The sequence below is a fragment of the Okeania sp. KiyG1 genome (assembly GCF_014132355.1).
Lineage (GTDB): Bacteria > Cyanobacteriota > Cyanobacteriia > Cyanobacteriales > Microcoleaceae > Okeania.
This window is the reverse complement of record NZ_BLZO01000047.1, coordinates 31,757-51,573: the sequence shown is the minus strand read 5'-3', so window position 1 is coordinate 51,573 and position 19,817 is coordinate 31,757. Positions and strand designations below refer to the sequence as shown.

11 protein-coding genes are annotated in these 19,817 nt (G+C 36.0%); 4 read left to right on the top strand and 7 right to left on the bottom strand.

The window, feature by feature from the left end:
- Positions 1–216 precede the first annotated feature (216 nt).
- The gene (locus SAGCYANO_RS08855; protein ID WP_202219729.1) at positions 217–411 is read left to right on the top strand and encodes a hypothetical protein; all 195 of its coding nucleotides are present in this window, start codon (positions 217–219) and stop codon (positions 409–411) included.
- 208 nt (positions 412–619) lie between these two features.
- On the opposite strand, the gene SAGCYANO_RS08850 is transcribed toward SAGCYANO_RS08855, so the two are convergent.
- The gene (locus SAGCYANO_RS08850) at positions 620–6,151 is read right to left on the bottom strand and encodes a CHAT domain-containing protein (protein WP_237395987.1); all 5,532 of its coding nucleotides are present in this window, start codon (positions 6,149–6,151) and stop codon (positions 620–622) included.
- A gap of 496 nt (positions 6,152–6,647) precedes the next feature.
- Complete coding sequence (locus tag SAGCYANO_RS08845) at positions 6,648–7,820, bottom strand: transposase (RefSeq protein ID WP_237395985.1); 1,173 nt, start codon at positions 7,818–7,820, stop codon at positions 6,648–6,650.
- A gap of 505 nt (positions 7,821–8,325) precedes the next feature.
- Here SAGCYANO_RS08845 and coaE point away from each other — a divergent pair.
- Complete coding sequence (coaE, locus tag SAGCYANO_RS08840; protein ID WP_202219728.1) at positions 8,326–8,958, top strand: dephospho-CoA kinase; 633 nt, start codon at positions 8,326–8,328, stop codon at positions 8,956–8,958.
- A 755-nt stretch (positions 8,959–9,713) separates the two neighbouring features.
- Positions 9,714–10,661, top strand: coding sequence for a DMT family transporter (locus SAGCYANO_RS08835; RefSeq protein WP_202219727.1), 948 nt, complete (start codon positions 9,714–9,716; stop codon positions 10,659–10,661).
- A 145-nt stretch (positions 10,662–10,806) separates the two neighbouring features.
- Here the strand turns inward: SAGCYANO_RS08835 and SAGCYANO_RS08830 are convergent, their stop codons facing one another.
- From SAGCYANO_RS08830 to SAGCYANO_RS47435, 5 genes are all read right to left on the bottom strand, one after another.
- Positions 10,807–11,811 carry a hypothetical protein gene (locus SAGCYANO_RS08830; protein WP_202219726.1) on the bottom strand — a complete coding sequence of 335 codons (1,005 nt, stop codon included), beginning with the start codon at positions 11,809–11,811 and terminating at the stop codon, positions 10,807–10,809.
- A gap of 880 nt (positions 11,812–12,691) precedes the next feature.
- Positions 12,692–14,083, bottom strand: coding sequence for a hypothetical protein (locus SAGCYANO_RS08825; RefSeq protein ID WP_202219725.1), 1,392 nt, complete (start codon positions 14,081–14,083; stop codon positions 12,692–12,694).
- A 490-nt stretch (positions 14,084–14,573) separates the two neighbouring features.
- Positions 14,574–15,809, bottom strand: a complete 1,236-nt coding sequence (locus SAGCYANO_RS08820) for an LL-diaminopimelate aminotransferase (protein ID WP_202219733.1) — start codon at positions 15,807–15,809, stop codon at positions 14,574–14,576.
- Between the two features lie 1,007 nt (positions 15,810–16,816).
- On the bottom strand, positions 16,817–17,236 hold the full coding sequence (locus SAGCYANO_RS47440) for a metallophosphoesterase (RefSeq protein WP_255502503.1): 420 nt from the start codon (positions 17,234–17,236) through the stop codon (positions 16,817–16,819).
- Between the two features lie 89 nt (positions 17,237–17,325).
- Positions 17,326–17,961: a metallophosphoesterase gene (locus tag SAGCYANO_RS47435; protein ID WP_202219724.1), complete on the bottom strand. Its 636-nt coding sequence runs from the start codon at positions 17,959–17,961 to the stop codon at positions 17,326–17,328.
- A gap of 482 nt (positions 17,962–18,443) precedes the next feature.
- Between SAGCYANO_RS47435 and SAGCYANO_RS44445 the strand changes: the two genes are divergently transcribed.
- Positions 18,444–18,734 carry a phosphodiester glycosidase family protein gene (locus SAGCYANO_RS44445; protein WP_202219731.1) on the top strand — a complete coding sequence of 97 codons (291 nt, stop codon included), beginning with the start codon at positions 18,444–18,446 and terminating at the stop codon, positions 18,732–18,734.
- The last annotated feature ends 1,083 nt before the right edge of the window (positions 18,735–19,817 follow it).

Genomic DNA, 19,817 nt, shown 5'->3' with positions numbered 1-19,817 from the left:
GGGAAATATTTGGTAATGGTTGAAGATGGAACATTTTTTTATACCGAATTAAACAGATTTGATATTACCTAAGCACGAAAATCATAGCTAAATTCACCAACACCAAATATAACAGAGTTTAAATTTATTTTATGAAATATTGAGATTAATGACCGGAGGGATTGATTAATTCAATAGTAGGTTAATGTTAAATTAGCCAATAATTTGGATCGAAAAATGACTGAGAAAGAAAAAAATCTCCTACAAAATACTTTGAATAACGTAACTGAAAAACAACAAATTCAAATTAACAATAACTTAAAATCTCTGGTAGCTGTGTCTGATGATGAGAGACTAACAAAAGCAGACCCTTTTGAAACTATGAGAGGGTGGAACTATGGTATCCCTGGATGGTATGTAGAACGGTATTGAATAGCGATCGCACCAGAGCAACGTTTAATTTACTATTTTATTTCCCTATTTTTCCTTCTGCCTTCTTTTACCGAAAAATTGTGGGTATGCGCCTCCCTTTTAAGGGGATACAAAAAAGAACATATTCCATATTTGAAGCCTTTTGCTTTCCTAGGTCATGCTGCGCAAACAGCTAGAGGTACTGATAACTGATAACTGATAACTGATATTACCATGGCGAACCAATCATCGTAAATGCTGCCCAATAATAAGGATGAGATAAATCCCTTCTACCTCCTCTAGCTAACTCCCGTGGTAGAGACAGATGTTGATTACCATTTCGGAGTATATGACCATCTTGTAAATGCACCTCTCCCCGTAACATTGCTAACTGTGCTTGTCGTAATGCTGCTGCTTTAATTGGTCTGTTAGATAAACTCTGATAAAACTCAGTCATTAAAGCTAATGTACCAGTATCACTAACATACCAAAGACTTGCTAAAGCAGACTTGACTCCCGCTTGTACTGCTAACCCAGCAAAACCTAACTCTGCTTCTTCATCTCCGACTGCAGTAGTACAAGCGCTCAAAACTAATAGCTCTACCTGTGCATTATATAAACGTAATTGCCGTAATTGATTTAAGCGTAACTTAGTATCCCAGAATTGAATATAAGAATTGTCAGCACCCCCTGGATGAAATTCTCCATGGGTAGCTAAATGAATAATTTTGAATTTTTCTTTGCTACTTTGCTCCTTTAAATTTTCGAGAGTAAATCCTTGATTCAAAAAAGATTTACCAGGCCAAATATTATTCACGATGGTTTTAAGTTCTACAGGAACTGCAGGTAGAGGAGTTTGCTCGATATTACCAGGAAATTCAGATGCTCCCATTGCCAAAACTTGAGAACCATTTAATCCCACATAGCTTGTATCAGTTAAAGTAAAACTAGGAATTAATCCCAAACTATATTTTTCTACCAGGAACTGTTGACCATCGTGTAGAGCTGCTATAGGAATAGTTCGCAAACCTCTACCCATAGAAAAAACGATTGTATTAATATTATGATTTGCCAACTCTTCAGCAATTGGTGCAATTAACCATTGATGTAATTTTTGAGCATTTTGTAAATAATTATGAGAATTTAATTGACTGGGAGTCCTAATCTGATTTGTAAATTTTTTGGCAACCTCAATCACTTCATCTCTTTTTTGCCCACTACTTTTGACAATAGGTTTACCGTTTGGCAAAAACAATTGCAGTTCTAAATTATTGGGTTGCGCAGATACATATACAATTGCTGGTCTAATACCAATTTTTTCAACGCTACTGAGAGTATTTCGGATATTTGCTGCTGTGGCAGTTTTTTTAGTAATATTTTTTCCTAAATAACCAGCGAATTCTCTACCTCTGTTTAACTCTATTTGCGATAGGGTATCAGTTAAACTAATTTGATTGTAATTATCGTTGGGAGAAATTTCGGAAGCAGTGATAGTTATATTTTCTTCTACTACTATAGTTGGAGTTGGTTTCTGAGAGGACTTACCTTGGGCGGGATTTTCTATAGCAACAGTTGGTTCTAATACTGGTGGAATTGAACTGGAGTTAGTATCTTCTACAAGAATATTTGTCTCCACATTTTCGGCAATCATAAGTTGAGAGTTATTCGGTTGTTCAAATTCTAATGTAGTTTGATTTTGATTTTGATTTTCCACAACTAATGGGAGAATTTGTTCCCCTGAACTACTCATTGGTAATGGAGTGTTTTCTTCTATTGGCATAATTTGTTCGTCTGAACTACTCATTGGTAATGGAGTGTTTTCTTCTATTGGCATAATTTGTTCGTCTGAACTACTCATTGGTAATGGAGTGTTTTCTTCTATTGGCATAATTTGTTCTTCTGAACTACTCATTGGTGATGCAGTGTTTTCTGTTATCGGGGTTGTAGGTTCAGAATTATCTAAAACTGGTGAGTTTGATTCGTCGTTGGGGTTTTGAGATACTATCTGTATATCTTGCTGTATATCTTGATTTGTGTTTGAGGGTTCTTCGTTATCTGCATCAGGGGGAATTTGAGTTTGCGGTTCCTCTATATTGTTGTTTGACTCCTCAACTAATTCTGGTTGAGTTTCGGTAACGGTAGTAGTTTGATTTTCCTCAGAATTACTAGATTCTGTTGATTCTGGTTGAGTGACATTTTCAGGGGTTGATTCTTCTGACTGAGGTTGATTTTCTTGACTTTCTGATTCGGTTGTAGTTTCACTAGACTCAGATGTTGTTTCAGTAGACTCAGATGTTGTTTCGCTAGACTCAGATGTTGTTTCATTAGACTCAGATGTTGTTTCGCTAGACTCAGAATTTTGTGATTGAGAGTTTTCTACTTCTTTGAGTTCAAAACTACTAGGTAGAGAGCGGTCTGGTGAAACTGTTGATTCTCCATCTGTAATTGCTCCTACAGAACCATTGATTGTAGCATCTCCGACGATAAAAGGTGTATTTCCGGTGCTAATAGCAATATTCCCTCCCACTAACTCACCTGCGGTAGAAATACTTGCAATATTCTGATTTTGGTCTAAAAAAGTACCTGTTATCCTGAGAGTATCACCTGTAGTAATTTCGACATTCCCTCCACTATTTCCACCTTCTGCTTGTATAGATATGACCTCAATACCGTTTTCCGCATTCAGTTTAACTTCTCCTGCATTTCCTGGTGTAGCGCTAGAATTTATTCTACCTATAGTCATACGATCGCCTGCTTGTACATTAATATTTCCTCCTGCTGTTGTTCCTGTGGTGGTTAATTTTCCTGTTTCGATAGAACCGCTACCACTGGTAATATCAATATTGCCAATACTATTATCTGATGTATTTGCCGTCACATCTCCAGTCTTAATATTGCCTTGAATACTGGTAATACTAATACCTGTGGATGTGGAAATATTGCCAGTGGAAATATCGCTATTAGCATTTATAGTAATTTGGGCATTATCTACCCCAGTTATTGTACCTGTACCTGTAATTGTTTCTGCTTGAATAGCTGTGGGGTCATTGAATACAACTCCATTTGTACTGCTGTTTTCTGTAGAAGCAATAGTAATATTGCCAGAATTTTCAGATTTGCCAATGGTAACGGACTCAAAACCATTTGCTAAAGTTGCTAAATCTCCTGTTGTCAAGTGTAGAGGCAAATTGCCGTCTGTCCCTTCTATATTTTCAAATCCTCCCAGAGTAATATTTTGATTTTCTGATGCTGGTTGTAAGATAAGTCTCCCATTACTACTGACACTGTTTTCTCCACCTAAAAGGTTTATTTCATCTCCAGTAATAGTAATGTTGCCAGTTTCTCGACTACCGCTTGATGTGGATATTCCTCGCAAGTTGAGAGTATTTCCAGCTCTAATATCGATATTCCCGCCACTTTGTGTACCTTCAGCATGAATGCTTTCTGTATCAATATTAGTAGCAGCATTCATAGTAATATTCCCACCTCTAGAGTCTCCACTCGCATCAATTTCTCCTGTAGTAATATCTCCCTGTGCTGTAATATTAATCTCTCCACCACTTTGTTGACCTTCAATATTAATGCTTTCTGTATCAATATTAGTAGCAGCATTCATAGTAATATTCCCACCTCTAGAGTCTCCACTCGCATCAATTTCCCCTGTAGTAATATTTCCCTGTGCTGTAATATTAATCTCTCCACCACTTTGTGTACCTTCAACATTAATGCTTTCTGTATCAATATTAGTAGCAGCATTCATAGTAATATTTCCACCTCTAGAGTCTCCACTCGCATCAATTTCCCCTGTAGTAATATCTCCCTGTGCTGTAATATTAATCTCTCCACCATTGCTTTCTACTGTCATATCTGAATTGGCAGTAGATAAATTATTAGTCATCACAAAACCTTGACTACTGGTAATATTAAGTTCTCCTCCTTCTGTATTAATATCTCCAGTATTTATTATCGTGCCAGAAATATTAACTGCTGCTCCTTGAGTATTGATAGTATTTTCCGAGTCTATTGTCAAAGACCCCAAACCATTTTCGTCACTATCTGCAACAAATGAGATTTCACCTTTTGTCTGAGCAAAGTTTAATTGAGTTTCAGATAAATTGTTAACAGTAATATCATCGGATGCTTGAAAAGTAATATTTGTACTATCTGATATGTTTTCTATTGATGATTTTGATATTTGAGATTCTATTGCCGTTTCCCCTCTTAAAGGATTATCTGCTACCTCAATATTTGCATCTACAATATTAATATTTTCAGCCTTAAATGATAAACTACCCAACACATCTGGAGAACCTAAATTAACAGTACCATCAAAAATTAAATTTCCTTGACTAGAAACTTCTACTAGATTTTTGCTGGAATTTTCTTCTGCCGATATAGACTGTTCCTCAATCCGACCAATAGCTTCTATTTTGCCAAAAAAGCTAGTTTCTTCATCACTCCAAATAACTATATTGCCTCCCTCACCCCTGAGAGAGCTAGCAAATATTTCTGTATTTTCATCTACATAAGTACGAGTAGCACGAGGAACTGTTCCTAAACCTTGAGAATCTCCACCAATTCTAATATTGCCACTACCATAGAGACCAGAAGCATTAAGTTTGGCATTAAATAATCCTACTTTTTCTCCAAAAATATTAATTCTACTTGTATTTGCCAATTCCGAATTTTCTGCCAAAGAAACATCAAGAGAACCAGATACAATCGTTGTACCTAAATCTGTCGGAATTACTTGATTTGAACCTGTTAAAACTACTTCATTATTATCATTAACTCTAACTCCAGTAGCCATTTCCATCACTTCACTATTACCTGTTAAAAGCTCTGGTATAGATAAGGCATTTAAACTGTTTAATTCTTCTGGTAAATCATTAGAACTTTCTCCATTCTCCGTCGCTATTTCTAAATTTAATAAACGTCCTTCTTGACTAATACGGACTAAATTTTCTCCAGGAACTGTAGAGATCGTAATTTCACCACCTGGTGCAGAAATTTTACCTGTATTAATAATTGTTCCCCCCAATAAAGTGACACTTTCTCCTGCTTCCACAGTCAGCTCACCTTCATTTAAAATTACTCCAGGATTCGTCATTGGGAAAGAAAAAGCACTGGGATTTCCTGTTAAAAGATCGTAGTTATTTTCACCTATGCTATTGAACCAACCAGAGTCAAAACCAATACCTGAACCAGTAGTTACGACAAAAGATGCAGGGATATTCAATCTAGCATTTGCACCAAAAATTATACCCGCAGAATTCATCATCAGTAAGTTAGAATTGCCCCCTGTTACCTGAATTAGACCATTAATTACAGAAGCATCTCCACCAGTAACACGAGTCAGAATATTTTTGATATTTGGGTTAGAAATAAAATTAACAATTTGGTTTTCTCCCACATTAAATTTCTCAAAGCTATGGAAAAGATTCGTATTATCTTTTGATTGCTTCCCACCTGTAATATCAAAGCGAGTTTGAGAGGAATCTGGGGATGGTGTTACCGGAGTTACTACTGTATTGGTTGAATTTGCTTCGGGAACTATTGGTGGAGTTGATGTTTGAGCTGATGCGATTTTAGGGGAAAAAATTTTCCATGAAATCATTCTTAATCTACCATTATTTTCGTTGTCATGGAATGGTAGGAGGGCAGCAGTATCCAATACCCAAAGTCCAGTTAGAGGGACAGCTATGAAAATCTGGTAAATTTTATAGATGGGTGCATAGTTCATTGGTTTGCGGTCTTTCATTTATTATCATATAACTACTCTTTAGTCAAGCTTTTTGACCCTCTAATGATTAAATTACATCTAAAATCAAATCAAATCAGTATTATATAGCAAGGAGCGAGTTAGTGTTTGAGTTATGTTGACGATAACCTGAGACAGAAAAAAGCTTTTGTCAATGTTCCCTGTTCCCTGCTATAGAGAAAATTTCTGTTTGAGCTACTTTACTTTACATTTCTACTGTAATCTAAAATTTCAGTAACTTGCTTGTAATTTGCTCGGAAAAATAAAAGTGATTATATTATATAGAAGAGAGCATATAAAATGAAATAACTCATTTGTATATTGACACTCTCACCGTTAAATCGGAGATTATAACGGGAGATTCTTGTATCACAGATTCTCGGGCTAGATAACAAATCAAACAAGTTGAGTTGCACCCCCGCTACTACCATCTCCACAAGCTTTCTTGCTCCGTCTTTACGCTGAGGGAACCTCAGCGCAGGCGGTGCGCTTTTCTTTAACCGTTTGCCCCACGGCTATTAATCCTCACCCACCCCTCTTGCTCCCTCCCGGGAGGGGATGGGGTGGGTGCAGCAGCTACATCCCGATTCAGTTGATAACCACAGTTGCTGCAATTATGTTTTCTATCAGACAACTTCTTCTTCTGAATATGGCCACATAACGGACATTCTTGAGAGGTATAATTCTTGTTAACTTTTGCATAATACTTACCTCGTTTCCAGCAAACATACGGCAATATTTCGTTGATAAACTGACCTATACCACTGTCATTAGATTGTTTTCTGACAATACCTCTAGAGCAAGATTTAAAATTGATATCTTCAACAAAAATATTATCTGTAAAATCGCAAAGTTGATGAGCTAGTTTGAAATGCCAATCACGTCTAGTATTAGCTATTTTTTCATGTAGTCTAGCTATTTTATTCTGGAGTTTTAACCAGTTATTTGAACCTCTTGTTTTCTTCTTAAGTCTTCTTTGCAGCAATTTCAGCTCGCGTAGTGAACTCAATAAAAACTTAGGAGATTTGATTAACTTTCCAGTGGAAGTAGCTACAAAAGATTCTATTCCTGCATCTATACCTAATGATCTTTTACCTATTGGATTTTCTGGCACTGACTCTGATGAAAAAAAGGTAATCATCAGATAATAACCACTAGCTTTTCTAACTATCCTAGCTTGTTTAGCTTGAAAACCATCTGGATACGGCCTACTTTGTTTAATCTTAATCCAACCTAGCTGAGGTAGTTTAATTCTATTATTACCTAGACAATTTTTCAGCATGGCAGGAAAAACAAAGCTTCTCATCTTTTTCTTAAATCTAGGGAAACCTTTACCCAGAGATTTCATTTCCGAAAATGCTCTATCTAAAGTTTTTAAAGTTTGTTGTAAAACTTGAGCATTAACTGACTTTAATCTAGGATTAGTTTTCTTAGCTATTGTTAAGTTTTTAGCTTGATAATTATAATTAGGGTAAGAAGTATCAGCAGGGATAATATATTCAGTTAGGATGGAACAACTATTGATTGATGACTTCCTTGAACTTAACCAATCTTTACGCTCTCTTAAAGCGTAGTTATACACGCTTTTACAGACATCAAGAATATGATTAATTTCTGCCTCTTGATGCCAAGTTGGTTTAAGCTTGTACTGGTAAGTAAAAGTAATCAAGTTTGTGGTTTTTGCTGATTTCTAAACATTATATAACCCTAACACAAAAATTGTTTCGTTATCACTCAATTATTTTTCTGGTTGAAATTCATGAGGGGCTGTCTGCGTGGGTTTCCCGCGCAGTTTATACGCCCCGTCTCACTGCTAAATTAAAAATTATAACGGGAGTCCTCTTTCAACATTCTCTGATAGACATCTCCAAAAATCCAAAATTAAATCAATTCTTATCCATACTACTTTTAACTTTTGACTTTTGACTTTTATTCCTGCCTGTTCCCTATGCGTGGAGGAGCTGTCTAATAGACATCTCCAATAATAAAAAATCAAATCAATTATCAGACATAAATTATCAATTCTTTCCCCTCTACTGCCTACTGCCTACTGCCTACTCCCTATGCATGGAGGAGATGTCTAATAAATGCTATAAATTAAGCTAAACCACTGAAAGTTAGGCTCTGTCTATACTACTTTTAACTTTTGACTTTTAACTTTTGACTTATTTATAATGCGATTCATTGGTTTAACCGGGGGTATTGGTACAGGAAAGACTACTGTATCAAATTATTTGAACAAAACTTACCATCTGCCAATTTGGGACGCAGATATTTATGCTCGCAAAGCCGTACAACCAGGTTCATTGATTTTAGATAGTATAATAGAACACTATGGTACTGATATATTGTTACCTAATGGTAATCTTAATAGGCAAAAATTAGGAGAGATTGTTTTTAACAATCAAGAGGAGTTATTCTGGTTAGAGAAACAAATTCATCCTTATGTACGCGATCGCTTCGAGCAGAATATTCAGCAGTTTGTCAAAAAAAATAATGAACCTGGGTATCAGACCTCCGAGCGATACCCCACAGCAATATTAGTAGTACCATTGTTGTTTGAGGCCAAAATGACTGATTTAGTAACAGAAATTTGGGTTACATACACTTCACCTCAACAACAAATAGAAAGATTGATGAAACGGGATGGGTTAAGTCAAGAACAAGCTTACACTCGAATTAATAATCAAATACCTCTAGAAAATAAGTGTCAACAAGCAGATGTAGTTTTGGATAACTCCTCAACCTTAGAAACTTTGTTGCAGCAAGTAGACTCAGCGATCGCTCATTCCTCATCACCTGAATAACGGAAGATCAGGACTTACGCACGCACCACCAAATATAGTAGGGGTTAACGGCCGTTAACCCCTACAAATTGTAATTATTAATTATTAATTATTAATTATTAATTATTAATTGTTGAACTTGGCTATACAATACCGATGCTACCGGATATGATATAATTCTCTATTTTGCATAAGTCCTGAGTATCTGGCCGCAATTTTCCGGGAATAGGTAAAACATAGGTAAAGACACTGAATTGTATCCTGAAAAGATGATATAACTGCCGTATTTAGTAGTAGAAACTCCTGAAATGAACAATAAAAACTCCTATGAGTCTCTACTTATTTATTTACATTTCCATCGTAATTTCAACGATCTTATTTCGTAGTATCTGCAGCTGGCAACTCAATTACTCAATCTCAAATACCCAACTATCTTTCGCTCAAGTTAGGGTTTACTGTGATGAAAGAGGTAGTGGACGTGGCGAAGCATAATGCATTGGCAACAATGCATAGACTCTTGTGTACTTTCCTATCCACATTACCAGACATATAAATTTCCCAACATCCTGACTTCTGCTCGATCAACTACTTTCTTATTTTCTAGTTATACCAGTAGTTGCTAATATAGTGCTCATGGATGTGATATGATTCATCGGAAATCATATAATACTTTTAGCTATTGGGTAGTTCCTGCAATTTGTAAACATACCAGCACGCACTACTAGAATTAATGACACAATAGTAAAGGTCTTGAAACTGTCCTTTGCTATAATTATATGTTTGGTTTTTTCATTGTTATACTTGCATCATTCTGTTTCTGTTTTCAAAATGTAATTGTCAGAATTTTATTCAATGAACAGACAATTTTGGGCATTTTTCAGACAGGGGGGTTTGTTACTCCCACTCTACAAAATTCTTTTTTGCTCATGTTCATGCGAATGGTATTGGTCGTTCCATTGATGGCATCCTTTGCCACAAAACTCTACCCGCACACTTGGCAAAATGTTAGAGATTTAGGAAATACTGAATCTCGTCCCCTTTTGTGGCGATCGCTAGGTGGCGGGATACTTATGTTTCTTTACTTAGCGCTGCTTTATGTGTCTATTGGATCAATTGAAACTGGAGTTGCATTAACTCTATTTTTTACTTACCCAATGTTCACTTCCCTATTTTCTTGGCTATTGTTAGGTATTCCCCCTACTCGCTTTCGCTGGATGGTGATGATAGTGGTATTAGTAGGAACTTTTTTGACTATTCCCTACAGTCAAACTGCATCTGATAGTTATAATGCGGTCGGAGTAATTTTCGGTATTGGTTCTGGACTTACCTATGCACTTTATACAGTAAATGCACAAAAAAGTTTTGAAACTCTGCATCCAGTACCTTTTACTTGGATTAGTTTTGCTACTGCTCTAGGACTATCTGCTTGTAGCTTATTCATTTGGCAAGGAAGTAGCGGTCTTAATTGGACATCTCTCTGGATTGGCGGATTTTTCTCAGCAATTGTCACTTTGGCTGGCCATTTAATGTTTAATTACGGCATTAGTCTGATTGGTGCTACTTCTGCTGCAACAATAGGTGCGACTAATCCTAGTTTAACTGCTATTTTAGCATGGTTGACAATTCAAGAAACTCTCAATAGTTTACAACTGCTTGGTATAGTTATTGTCACTCTGGGTGTGTTGTTACTAAGTCAAGAACATCGACGTTTGGTGAAAGAGTAGGGGAGTCATTTCAGTTATCAGTTATCAGTTATCAGTTATCAATACCTCTGCAATCAGGAATTTTGTACCTCACCAGCATGGGAATTGCTTTAACGAAGTCAGAAGTCAGAAGTCAGAAGTCAGAAGTTATTTTTGTAACGGGGATTTAAGCTCCGCTCCAAAAATATTGCGCCTTAAAAGGCGGGGTTGCGCGACCCATATTATTTTGATAACTGAGATAATTACCAAAAACTTGACTCAAAGCATCAGCTTTTAAATGATAATTCCAACGACACATTTGTATCATTACTTTCATCAAACTATAACCAATCTCAATACCATATTTGAGATGAGAAAATTTGATAATATCTTGACCAGAAGTTCGCTCTTTTTGATGATGATTTAAGAGTCTAATTAGGCGATAAATACTGCCAATAACTCGCCGAAAAAATGAATTACCAAAACCCCATCTGGTGATTCCCCAAAACTTAGCCAAATGATTAACTTCATCTTGTAAAGGTTGAGCGATCGCCATTTGTAACGCCCCAGTATAATGAGACATTAACCATATATAAATAGATACGGCACTCCATTCGGAACTAATTCTACTTACTCCATGATTATAGATTTCTGCCCGTACATTTCCAGTAGGTTGATAACCATGAACGGTATTAGGTTTTTGCTGTAATTTTTTCCCTGTAAGTTGTTGATAAATCTTGCTAAAAGCAGGGGCGTGTTGTCGTTCTTCTTTTTCCCAAATACCAACTTCAATTATGTTCCCATTTTCATCAGTTACACCTCCTATAAATCTAGCTAGTGGAGGATGAGCAGTTTGTAAATAGCCCCAACTTTCTTGGGAATAGGAACGAATGGGTGCTTCTATTTCTACAGCGGAGGCAATTACTTGTAAAAATAATTTTGGTTCTATGCCAACAATTTGACTATGATTTATAGCTTGCAAATTAATTTTTTGCCAAGGTCTTTGTTGAGGATTTTCAAATTGTTGAGGTAAGTCTAATAGTCTTTCTGTAAGAATGTCTTGAGAAAGATAGCGTTCAAGTAAATAATTAATTCTGGCTCTGGTTTGTAGATAGTTAGGAGTGGAATGACAATAACCAGCTAGGTCAAATTGGGTCTGATTAGAGGAATTAATTGTTGTTACTAAGTTCATAGTTTTTCAGTTAAGTTATTTTTGGTGTAATGATTTATATTATGTTCGGATAAACACTAACTATAAAGTCATTGCGACTGGAACGCAGTGGAAGGAAGCAATCTCAGGGGTTTGAGATGTTTCTTACATCTATACCCTAATCATAACTATTCAACCGAACATGATATTAGAGGCATATTTGAAAAAGTGTTACCCTATCTCTGACAGATTATTAATAGAAACTGACCAGATGAAAAAGTGTCACTCTTGTGTTTTTGCCTTTCTTAATACCAATCCTAAGCTAACTATTAAGGTAGAACTTAGTATGTAGGTGACAGTTATTTAGTTGTCATAGAAGATGGTAGACAGTTGTAGTTATTTTTCTAAACTGGCACAGTTGAAATAATTTCAATATTTAAGCAAGATAGAGAGGAGAAGTTTTTTTCATCACTAATTAAACTGACTTAATATTATCAAGACTTACGCACAACCACTATATATAGTAGGGGTGTTAGGAAGTATGCGAAGCAAACGGCCGTTCGCCCCTACAGATTGTGTATAATTTGATATGCGTGCGTAAGTCCTGGTTATACTATTTCATTAAAAGAATTGGTATGACAACTGGTATTGGCGATCGCTCTCAACCTTCAACCCCCAACTTCTGGTCAAACCAAAACTAAGACATTGGGCATTGGTGAATCAAGCTATGAAATCTAAATTTGGCAAAACATAAAATGCTTTTCAGTTAATAGTTAGGCAATAGCCATTAAAGCACAATCATAGCCACGCATCACCAACACCAGACATTGAAACTATATTTAACATCTGCTTATACGTCGAGCGTTGTTTTGTCTGCTTGCTGTCGCAACGCTTTATTCTAAGATATTTGACCCAAATTAGTTTACGAAACTTTTTCTAGCTCTTTCTCTAGAGATTTGGAGGATTTCAGTTTGCGTTTGAGGGTTGATGCTGATCCTAGAGTACCGAGAGCGATAAGGCTGAGAGTAGAAGTTGGTTCAGGAACCTTCTGCATAAAAACATCAGCCTGTATATAATCCAAAGATACTGTATTGTCAAAACCTGAATTAACAGTTACATCCAACTGAATTTCACCATCTGCTAAGATTTGTTCTAAGAGTGGAATCCCTAAGAATGATTCTAGATCAAACCGAAGACTTGTAAATAAGCCGCCTGATTGATTCAATGGATTTCCATCCATTCCAGAAGTTAGTAATAAATCAGTTAAGTCGAAGCGTCCAAAATCTTCAATCAATTCTAAATTGATAGCACCTGCTGTATAATTATATATTCCTAGGGATAGGAAAGCAGAACTAATAGCTAGATTGACATCTGGTTCAACGAATGGAAATAGAAAAGAGGTTACACCTTCAGAAAGCAATTCATCAGTTCCATCCCCATCTGGATTAATAATTTCGCCAGGACTTATAGTAGCTACTTCTAACAAATCATCTCGCACACCATCTGGGTTTGTTCCGTGATCATCTACATCCCCTACTTTTGAGGTTTTTTGCTTAGTTGGCTTATATTTATCCTTCCCACCTATTTTCTCTCTTAGCATTCTTGCATCAGCGTCTTTGAATTTTAAGTTTGTTATGTCAGGAAATGTTCCCTGAGCCATAACCCCAGAAGAAGGCTTGTAAGTATCAATAGCTCCCACTGTCGGGGTATCATCAGGACCTGGTTCATTCTTCATCCTCATTGAATTATTCTCACCAAGTCCGAATAAATGTCCTAACTCATGAGCAGCTGTTTTGCTTAAAGTATTAGTTACTTCGGTTTTATCGAGAAGACCGTCTTTACCATCTCTCCAAAATTTTAAATTGGTGTCTGCCCAAACATCAACAAATATCCAAGCTTTATCCCCATTAAGTGGTGCTGTACCAGCAGAAATTTTTCCTTTTCGCTTAACTCCTCCAAAAAAATCAAGAGTTTTAAACTTTCCTTCAGTTGGTTTTTCTTTAGTAAAAGTAATCCAGTAGTCAGAATAAAGACTTTCAAGATTGCTCTTGATATCGTTCATAATCATATTGGCAATTTCTTGTTTATTATCTTGTCCATTGCCGTCTTCCATGTCCAGTCGGTTAACTAAAGCACTATCGACAAATTTAGTAGGTGTCCCTTCTTTGAATTTTTTAAACTCGTCTTCAACTGTAACTGAGTCAAAATCTAAGAAAACAAGGGATGACCCCCAAGCGGAACTTCCTATAAGTAGAGAAAATAAAGTTATTCCAAAGCTTAGAGATGTAGTGATAGATTTATTTAATAAGTTCATTGTATTTTTCACATAGCGATATGTACTTCTCTAGCTTTTTATAATCTCACAGTAATTCCACGGCGGTCGCTCATTTTTCTGCTCACCTATCTGCTCATTTTTTTATAAAACTGTTCACTTTTCTGTTCACTTTTCTATAAAACTGCTCACTTTCTGTTCACTTTTTTATTCAGAACGTTCAAAAACAAAGATTCCGCAAAACTATGGCCAGTGTCTAAGTCTTAGATTTTGCAGGCTTCCTATCATTATCTAGAGTTGTTCAAAATATGAAGAGAGAACCCATAAATGTCCCTTAGCAGTCCTTTGGGTCTTTATAAATGGCCCGACCAGATATTTGTCAAGAAATGTTAAGTCAAGGATTGACATCCCAGAGCGATCGCTCAAACTAAATATTTTAGGGTAGACAAATAAACTTGATTTACCACAGTATATCCATACCTCAAGATTTGCCCACCCTACTTAATCTTACTTGATTTTAGCGATCGCCTACCTAAACTTTAAATTTCTCAGTTATTCGCTTCATCGCCTCATTAACATTTTCCCGACTATTAAAAGCGGAAATTCGGAAGTAACCTTCACCTGCTGCACCGAAACCAGAACCGGGAGTACCAACAACATTACAGTTGTGCAACAGTTTATCGAAAAAATCCCAACTAGATAAACCTGTAGGAGTCTGCACCCAAACATAAGGCGCATTCACCCCACCATAAATAGTTAACCCTGCCGCTTGTAACTGGGAACAAATAATTTTGGCATTCTCTAAATAAAATTCGATCAACCCCTTTACCTGTGCTTTCCCTTCATCGGAGTAAACTGCTTCAGCACCACGCTGCACAATATAAGAAACTCCATTAAATTTTGTACAATGACGGCGGTTCCACAGTTTCCATAATTCTACATCGCTACCATCAGCAGCTTTCCCTTTGAGGGTTTTGGGTATAACAGTCAACGCACAACGAGTACCAGTAAAACCAGCATTCTTGGAAAAGGAGCGAAATTCTATTGCGCAATCTTTTGCTCCTTCTATTTCATAAATGGAGTGGGGAAGACTTGCATCAGTAATAAATGCTTCGTAAGCAGCATCGAATAAAATAATGGCATTATTCGCTTTTGCATAATTTACCCAAGTCTGGAGATATTCTTTTGTGGCAGTCGCACCAGTAGGGTTATTCGGGAAACACAGATAAATCAAATCTACTTTTTGAGTAGGAAGTTCGGCAGTAAAATTATTTTCTGCGGTAATTGGTAAATAAACTAAACCCTCATATTCCCCTTTCTCATTCACATCTCCAGTATTACCTGCCATTACATTAGTATCTACATACACTGGATAAACTGGGTCAGTTACCGCAATAGTATTATCGTGGCCAAAAATGTCGAGAATATTACCACTGTCACACTTAGACCCATCAGAAATAAATATTTCCGAGGCATCTATATCGCATCCCCTAGCTTGGAAATCTTGAGTCGCGATTTTTTCCCGCAACCAACCATAACCTTGTTCTGGGCCATAACCTTTAAAAGTTGAGCGATCGCCCATTTCTTCTACTGCTTTAATAATGGCCTGACGACAAGCTTCTGGCAGGGGTTCGGTGACGTCCCCAATACCTAGTTTGATAATTTTGGCCTCTGGGTGAGCTTCAGCGAAGGTATTGACTCGACGGGCGATTTCTGGAAAGAGATAACCTGCTTTAAGTTTGAGGTAATTATTGTTAATTGTTGCCATATATGTATAAATTGCCAAAAATAATTCAACACAGACAGTATGTCAGATTATCCCAATTTTTGTTAAATAGGCAACATTACTTTTTTATTCCCACAAAACAGAACGATTTAAACCTGTAATTTTTTCTGGTAATTCCTGTGAATTAATCACTGCTAAAATGTTCAGAACCTGTTGTGTAGAAACTCTGAGTTTACTCTAGATTAATATCAACAACTCTTCAAGTATTTCTGGGAGATAAGTTACTGCTAATTAGGGTTTGCTGAAAAAGTCTTCTAGGGGTAGGAGAAAACCCACCCCTAACCCCTCCCAGGAGGGGAAGACAGGAGACAGGAGAGATGGGAATTATAGAGGAGGTAGTCGGAAAAATTTTCCCTCAATTTTTCTGCCATAATCATTCCAAAATACTAGCTTTTTGCAGCTCTTGCCACCGAAAAGCTGGTACTTTTTTCAACCCAAAAACGCTAAAACCAATATCAGTCAATACTTTGATAATTAATCAGCAAGCCCTAATTAAATTACCAATAGATAATTTATAATTAATCCATTTGGTTTAAAGCCTCTCCTTTTAAGGAGAAAGAAGGAATCAGATTTGCTTATATTCAATTCCGTAACAGTTTTAACTAGAGGTAATTTCAGTTATCAGTTATCAGTTATCAGTTATCAGTACCTCTGCAATAAGGAGGTTTGAAATACGGAATTCTCTTTTTTTTATCCCCTTAAAAGAGGAGGCTTTAGACCACGATTTTTCGGTAATTATCCATTATTCATTATTAATTATCAATTAATGAAGTATATCCCACCTGAAGCACCAGAATCAAATAATTTTCAATTACCTTGATAGACAGTATGTTATACCAATTTACTTAAGAAATGCCACAAATAGTTAGTAACTGATGAAGTCAAATGTTCGGCTTAAATTACTGTAAAGTAGAGGCTTTAAGTACTTAAAATATCACTTTTAAATTTTAACTTTTAAATTTTAACTTTTAAATTTTAACTTTTAAATTTTAACTTTTAATTTTTGACTTTAATGAAGCTTCTTTTTCCCGTAAAACTGAACCATTTATACCTGTAATTTTTTCTGGTAATTCCTGTGGATCAACCACTGCTAAAGTGTTCATATCATAGGTAGTATAAAAACTCTGGTTTTCCTCTAAATTAATATCAACAACTGTCAAAGTATTTCTGGGAGATAAATCACTACCAATTAAAGTACGCGGACCGCTACCTAAAGCACCAGAATAAAGCAATTTCAAATTACCTTTATAACCAGGAAAATAAGCATGATGATGACCGCTAATATATAGGTGAACATTATACTTTTCTAACATAGTTATTAACTCATCGGCTTTAGCTAAAACATCACCCATTTTATTTTTAGTAGGAGCAACAGCATAAAAAGGTAAATGCCCCATTACAATTCGCATTTTTGCTGTTTGTGCTTGACTACTTGCTAGACTTTTTTCTGCCCATTCTAATTGTTGTTTAGGAATCCGAAGAATAGAAGCATCCCAAATTAAATAAAAATTTCTTTATGGAGAAAACTGTAATAAAAAGGAAATCCATCTGCTTCTAGAAAGTTTATGTTTAAATCATTTTGATGTTTGCTCCAATAAAGTTGTGCTTGTCTACGTTCTTTTGCATATTTATATCCATCCTGAGATTTATTGAAATAACCTGAAGCATCATGATTGCCAATAGTAATAGCAAAAGGTTGTTTTACTTGACGTAATGGTGTGGCAATGTAACGGTCAAAACCACCCCACATAGCTTGAATATTTTCTTCAGTAAGTGACTGTTTTTGTCCGGCGATCGTATCACCTGCACAAAGCACTAAATCTGGTTGCCATTCAGGTATTAAAGGAATAGTTTTTTCTACTTGTGATTGGTAAGTTGTGGAGCCATAACTACTGTTTAAATCACTGATAACTACGAGTCGAATATCTCCTCGTTTTGGGGCAAACATTCCTGGAGGAGCGGGTGTTGATGGAGTTGATATTTCTGAGGGAGAAATAGTCTGATTTGCGGGAATTTGAGAGTTAAAATTTTCTGCGTTTGTAGTCTTGGTTTGCTGGAAATTTTTGCAAGAATTAAAAGCTAATCCTAATGCACTGCCGAGAGAAATTAGGAAATAACGACGGTTGAATTTCATTTTTTTCTCCACAATTACAATTAACTATAGCAATGTGATTTTAGTTGTGAGATATTGGAGACTTTTGTTTTAGGTATGGGGGGAATAGGGAATAGGTATGGAGGGAAGAAACGAATACATAAGAATAAGAAAACTGCTATATCCTATGCTTTAAAGGAACACCTCAATTCTCACATCTGATTCCTGATTGCTATAGGTTAATTATATCTCAAATTTAGGTAAGGGTTTGATTAGCTTGGTGTCATTTCAGTTATCAGTTATCAGTTATCAGTTATTAGTATCTCTGCAATAAGGAAGCAAGAAAATACGGAATTTTCTTTTCTCTTTATCCATTGGATATGGGGAGGATAACTCGCCATCCCACCCTACGGGAAGCTCCGAAGATCGACCGCTTTTTATCTTCTTAAAAGAGGAGGCTTCAATAATTGATAATTGATAATGGATAATTGATAATTACCTCTCCCTAAAAGGAAGAGGATTGAATAAAAGGAAAATTTAATGAACCTCGTCACCGAGCATTTTGGGGTATTCATCGTAGCGGTCAACCTATTATTGGTGTATCTTATAAAAGAATTGGTTCTGTTAAACTTGCTCAACTTTTAGCACAAGCAGGATTTCGGGATGCAGTAATGTTAGATTCTGGAGCTAGTACATCTCTAGTTTATGAAGGCAAGTCTTTAGTTAGATATACTCCACGTCCTGTTCCTAATGTAGTTGCTTTAGTGACACCAAAGTTAGCTTCAAAATCAACTTGTGTTGTAATACCAAATTGATAAATATTTGCTACAAATAGCTAGGATATTTCTTAGGAGTCAGGAGTCAGGAGTCAGGAGTCAGAATTAATAGCTTTAATACCATTTTTCAGGTCATAAATCATTCTTTTTGTCAAAGGACATATCCTGCATTTGTCTTTTTATTCCTCTTACTATTCGTAACATTCTTTTTTCAAATTGGTATAACTCAGTATTGATAAATAAAAGGCAATTATTAGATTGAAAAACTGATTAATTGAATCAAGAGATATCTCCAGAAAAGAGAGAGTAGGGAATAGGGACTTAATTAATGTAAGCATTTCCTCCGGAATGCTGCGCAAACAGCCGTCAGCTAGCCTCCTGTGGTCGGAACTGCGGACTTCAGCTAGCCTCCTGTGGTCGGAACTGCGGACTTCAGCTATTGCTTTTCCTGTGGCTTTAAAGCTGTATTAATTGAGCTAGAATTAATCTTACTACAAAAGTTGTTAAAGTCTATATTCATTTAAACTATGTCCTTAAAAGCAGGGTCTTATTGCCCTCGAGCTGACTACTAATAGCTGTTTGCGCAGCATTCCGCAGGAAAGACTTACGAAAATATAGTATAAGTTAAACGAATTTTTACTTCATTCTTTAAAAAGCTGACAGCTGACCGCTAATAGCTGTTTGCGCAGCATTCCGCAGGAAATGCTTACGTATTAAAAATGCTAGTTTTTTTAAACTAACTTTTAAAAAATTTAGTAAAGTTAAAAATTAAGCCCTCTTTTCATCCTCCTCTGCTGATATCATCCGACCAACAATTAGTAGTAAATAAACCAGATGAAAGCTGATTTGAAAATTTTCTGAATCTAATACAAATTACTTATATAAAATTGGCAAAAAGAACTGTATCTTTATTCCACTATCAAAAATCTCGATCTGCTTTATTTCTTATTGGTTTTTCCTCAAAAGTATTTTCACCACTAAAATGAAAATGTTATATTAGTTAAAGTTAAATCTTTTTATATTAAAGTTATGTTATACATAAAGATAGCAACTTTTATACTTATGAGGTACAAAAATTTAGGTTTGAGAGACCAGCATATCTGAAAACAGAAAAGCAGAAAA

What these genes read in the sequence shown, in the direction of transcription:
- SAGCYANO_RS47440 (WP_255502503.1), bottom strand. Translation starts at nt 17,236, where the DNA reads ATGCGAATTGTAATGGGGCATTTACCTTTTTATGCTGTTGCTCCTACT.
- SAGCYANO_RS08820 (WP_202219733.1), bottom strand. Translation starts at nt 15,809, where the DNA reads ATGGCAACAATTAACAATAATTACCTCAAACTTAAAGCAGGTTATCTC.
- SAGCYANO_RS08830 (WP_202219726.1), bottom strand. Translation starts at nt 11,811, where the DNA reads ATGAACTTAGTAACAACAATTAATTCCTCTAATCAGACCCAATTTGAC.
- SAGCYANO_RS08850 (WP_237395987.1), bottom strand. Translation starts at nt 6,151, where the DNA reads ATGAAAGACCGCAAACCAATGAACTATGCACCCATCTATAAAATTTAC.
- SAGCYANO_RS08835 (WP_202219727.1), top strand. Translation starts at nt 9,714, where the DNA reads ATGTTTGGTTTTTTCATTGTTATACTTGCATCATTCTGTTTCTGTTTT.
- SAGCYANO_RS08855 (WP_202219729.1), top strand. Translation starts at nt 217, where the DNA reads ATGACTGAGAAAGAAAAAAATCTCCTACAAAATACTTTGAATAACGTA.
- coaE (WP_202219728.1), top strand. Translation starts at nt 8,326, where the DNA reads ATGCGATTCATTGGTTTAACCGGGGGTATTGGTACAGGAAAGACTACT.
- SAGCYANO_RS47435 (WP_202219724.1), bottom strand. Translation starts at nt 17,961, where the DNA reads ATGAAATTCAACCGTCGTTATTTCCTAATTTCTCTCGGCAGTGCATTA.
- SAGCYANO_RS08825 (WP_202219725.1), bottom strand. Translation starts at nt 14,083, where the DNA reads ATGAACTTATTAAATAAATCTATCACTACATCTCTAAGCTTTGGAATA.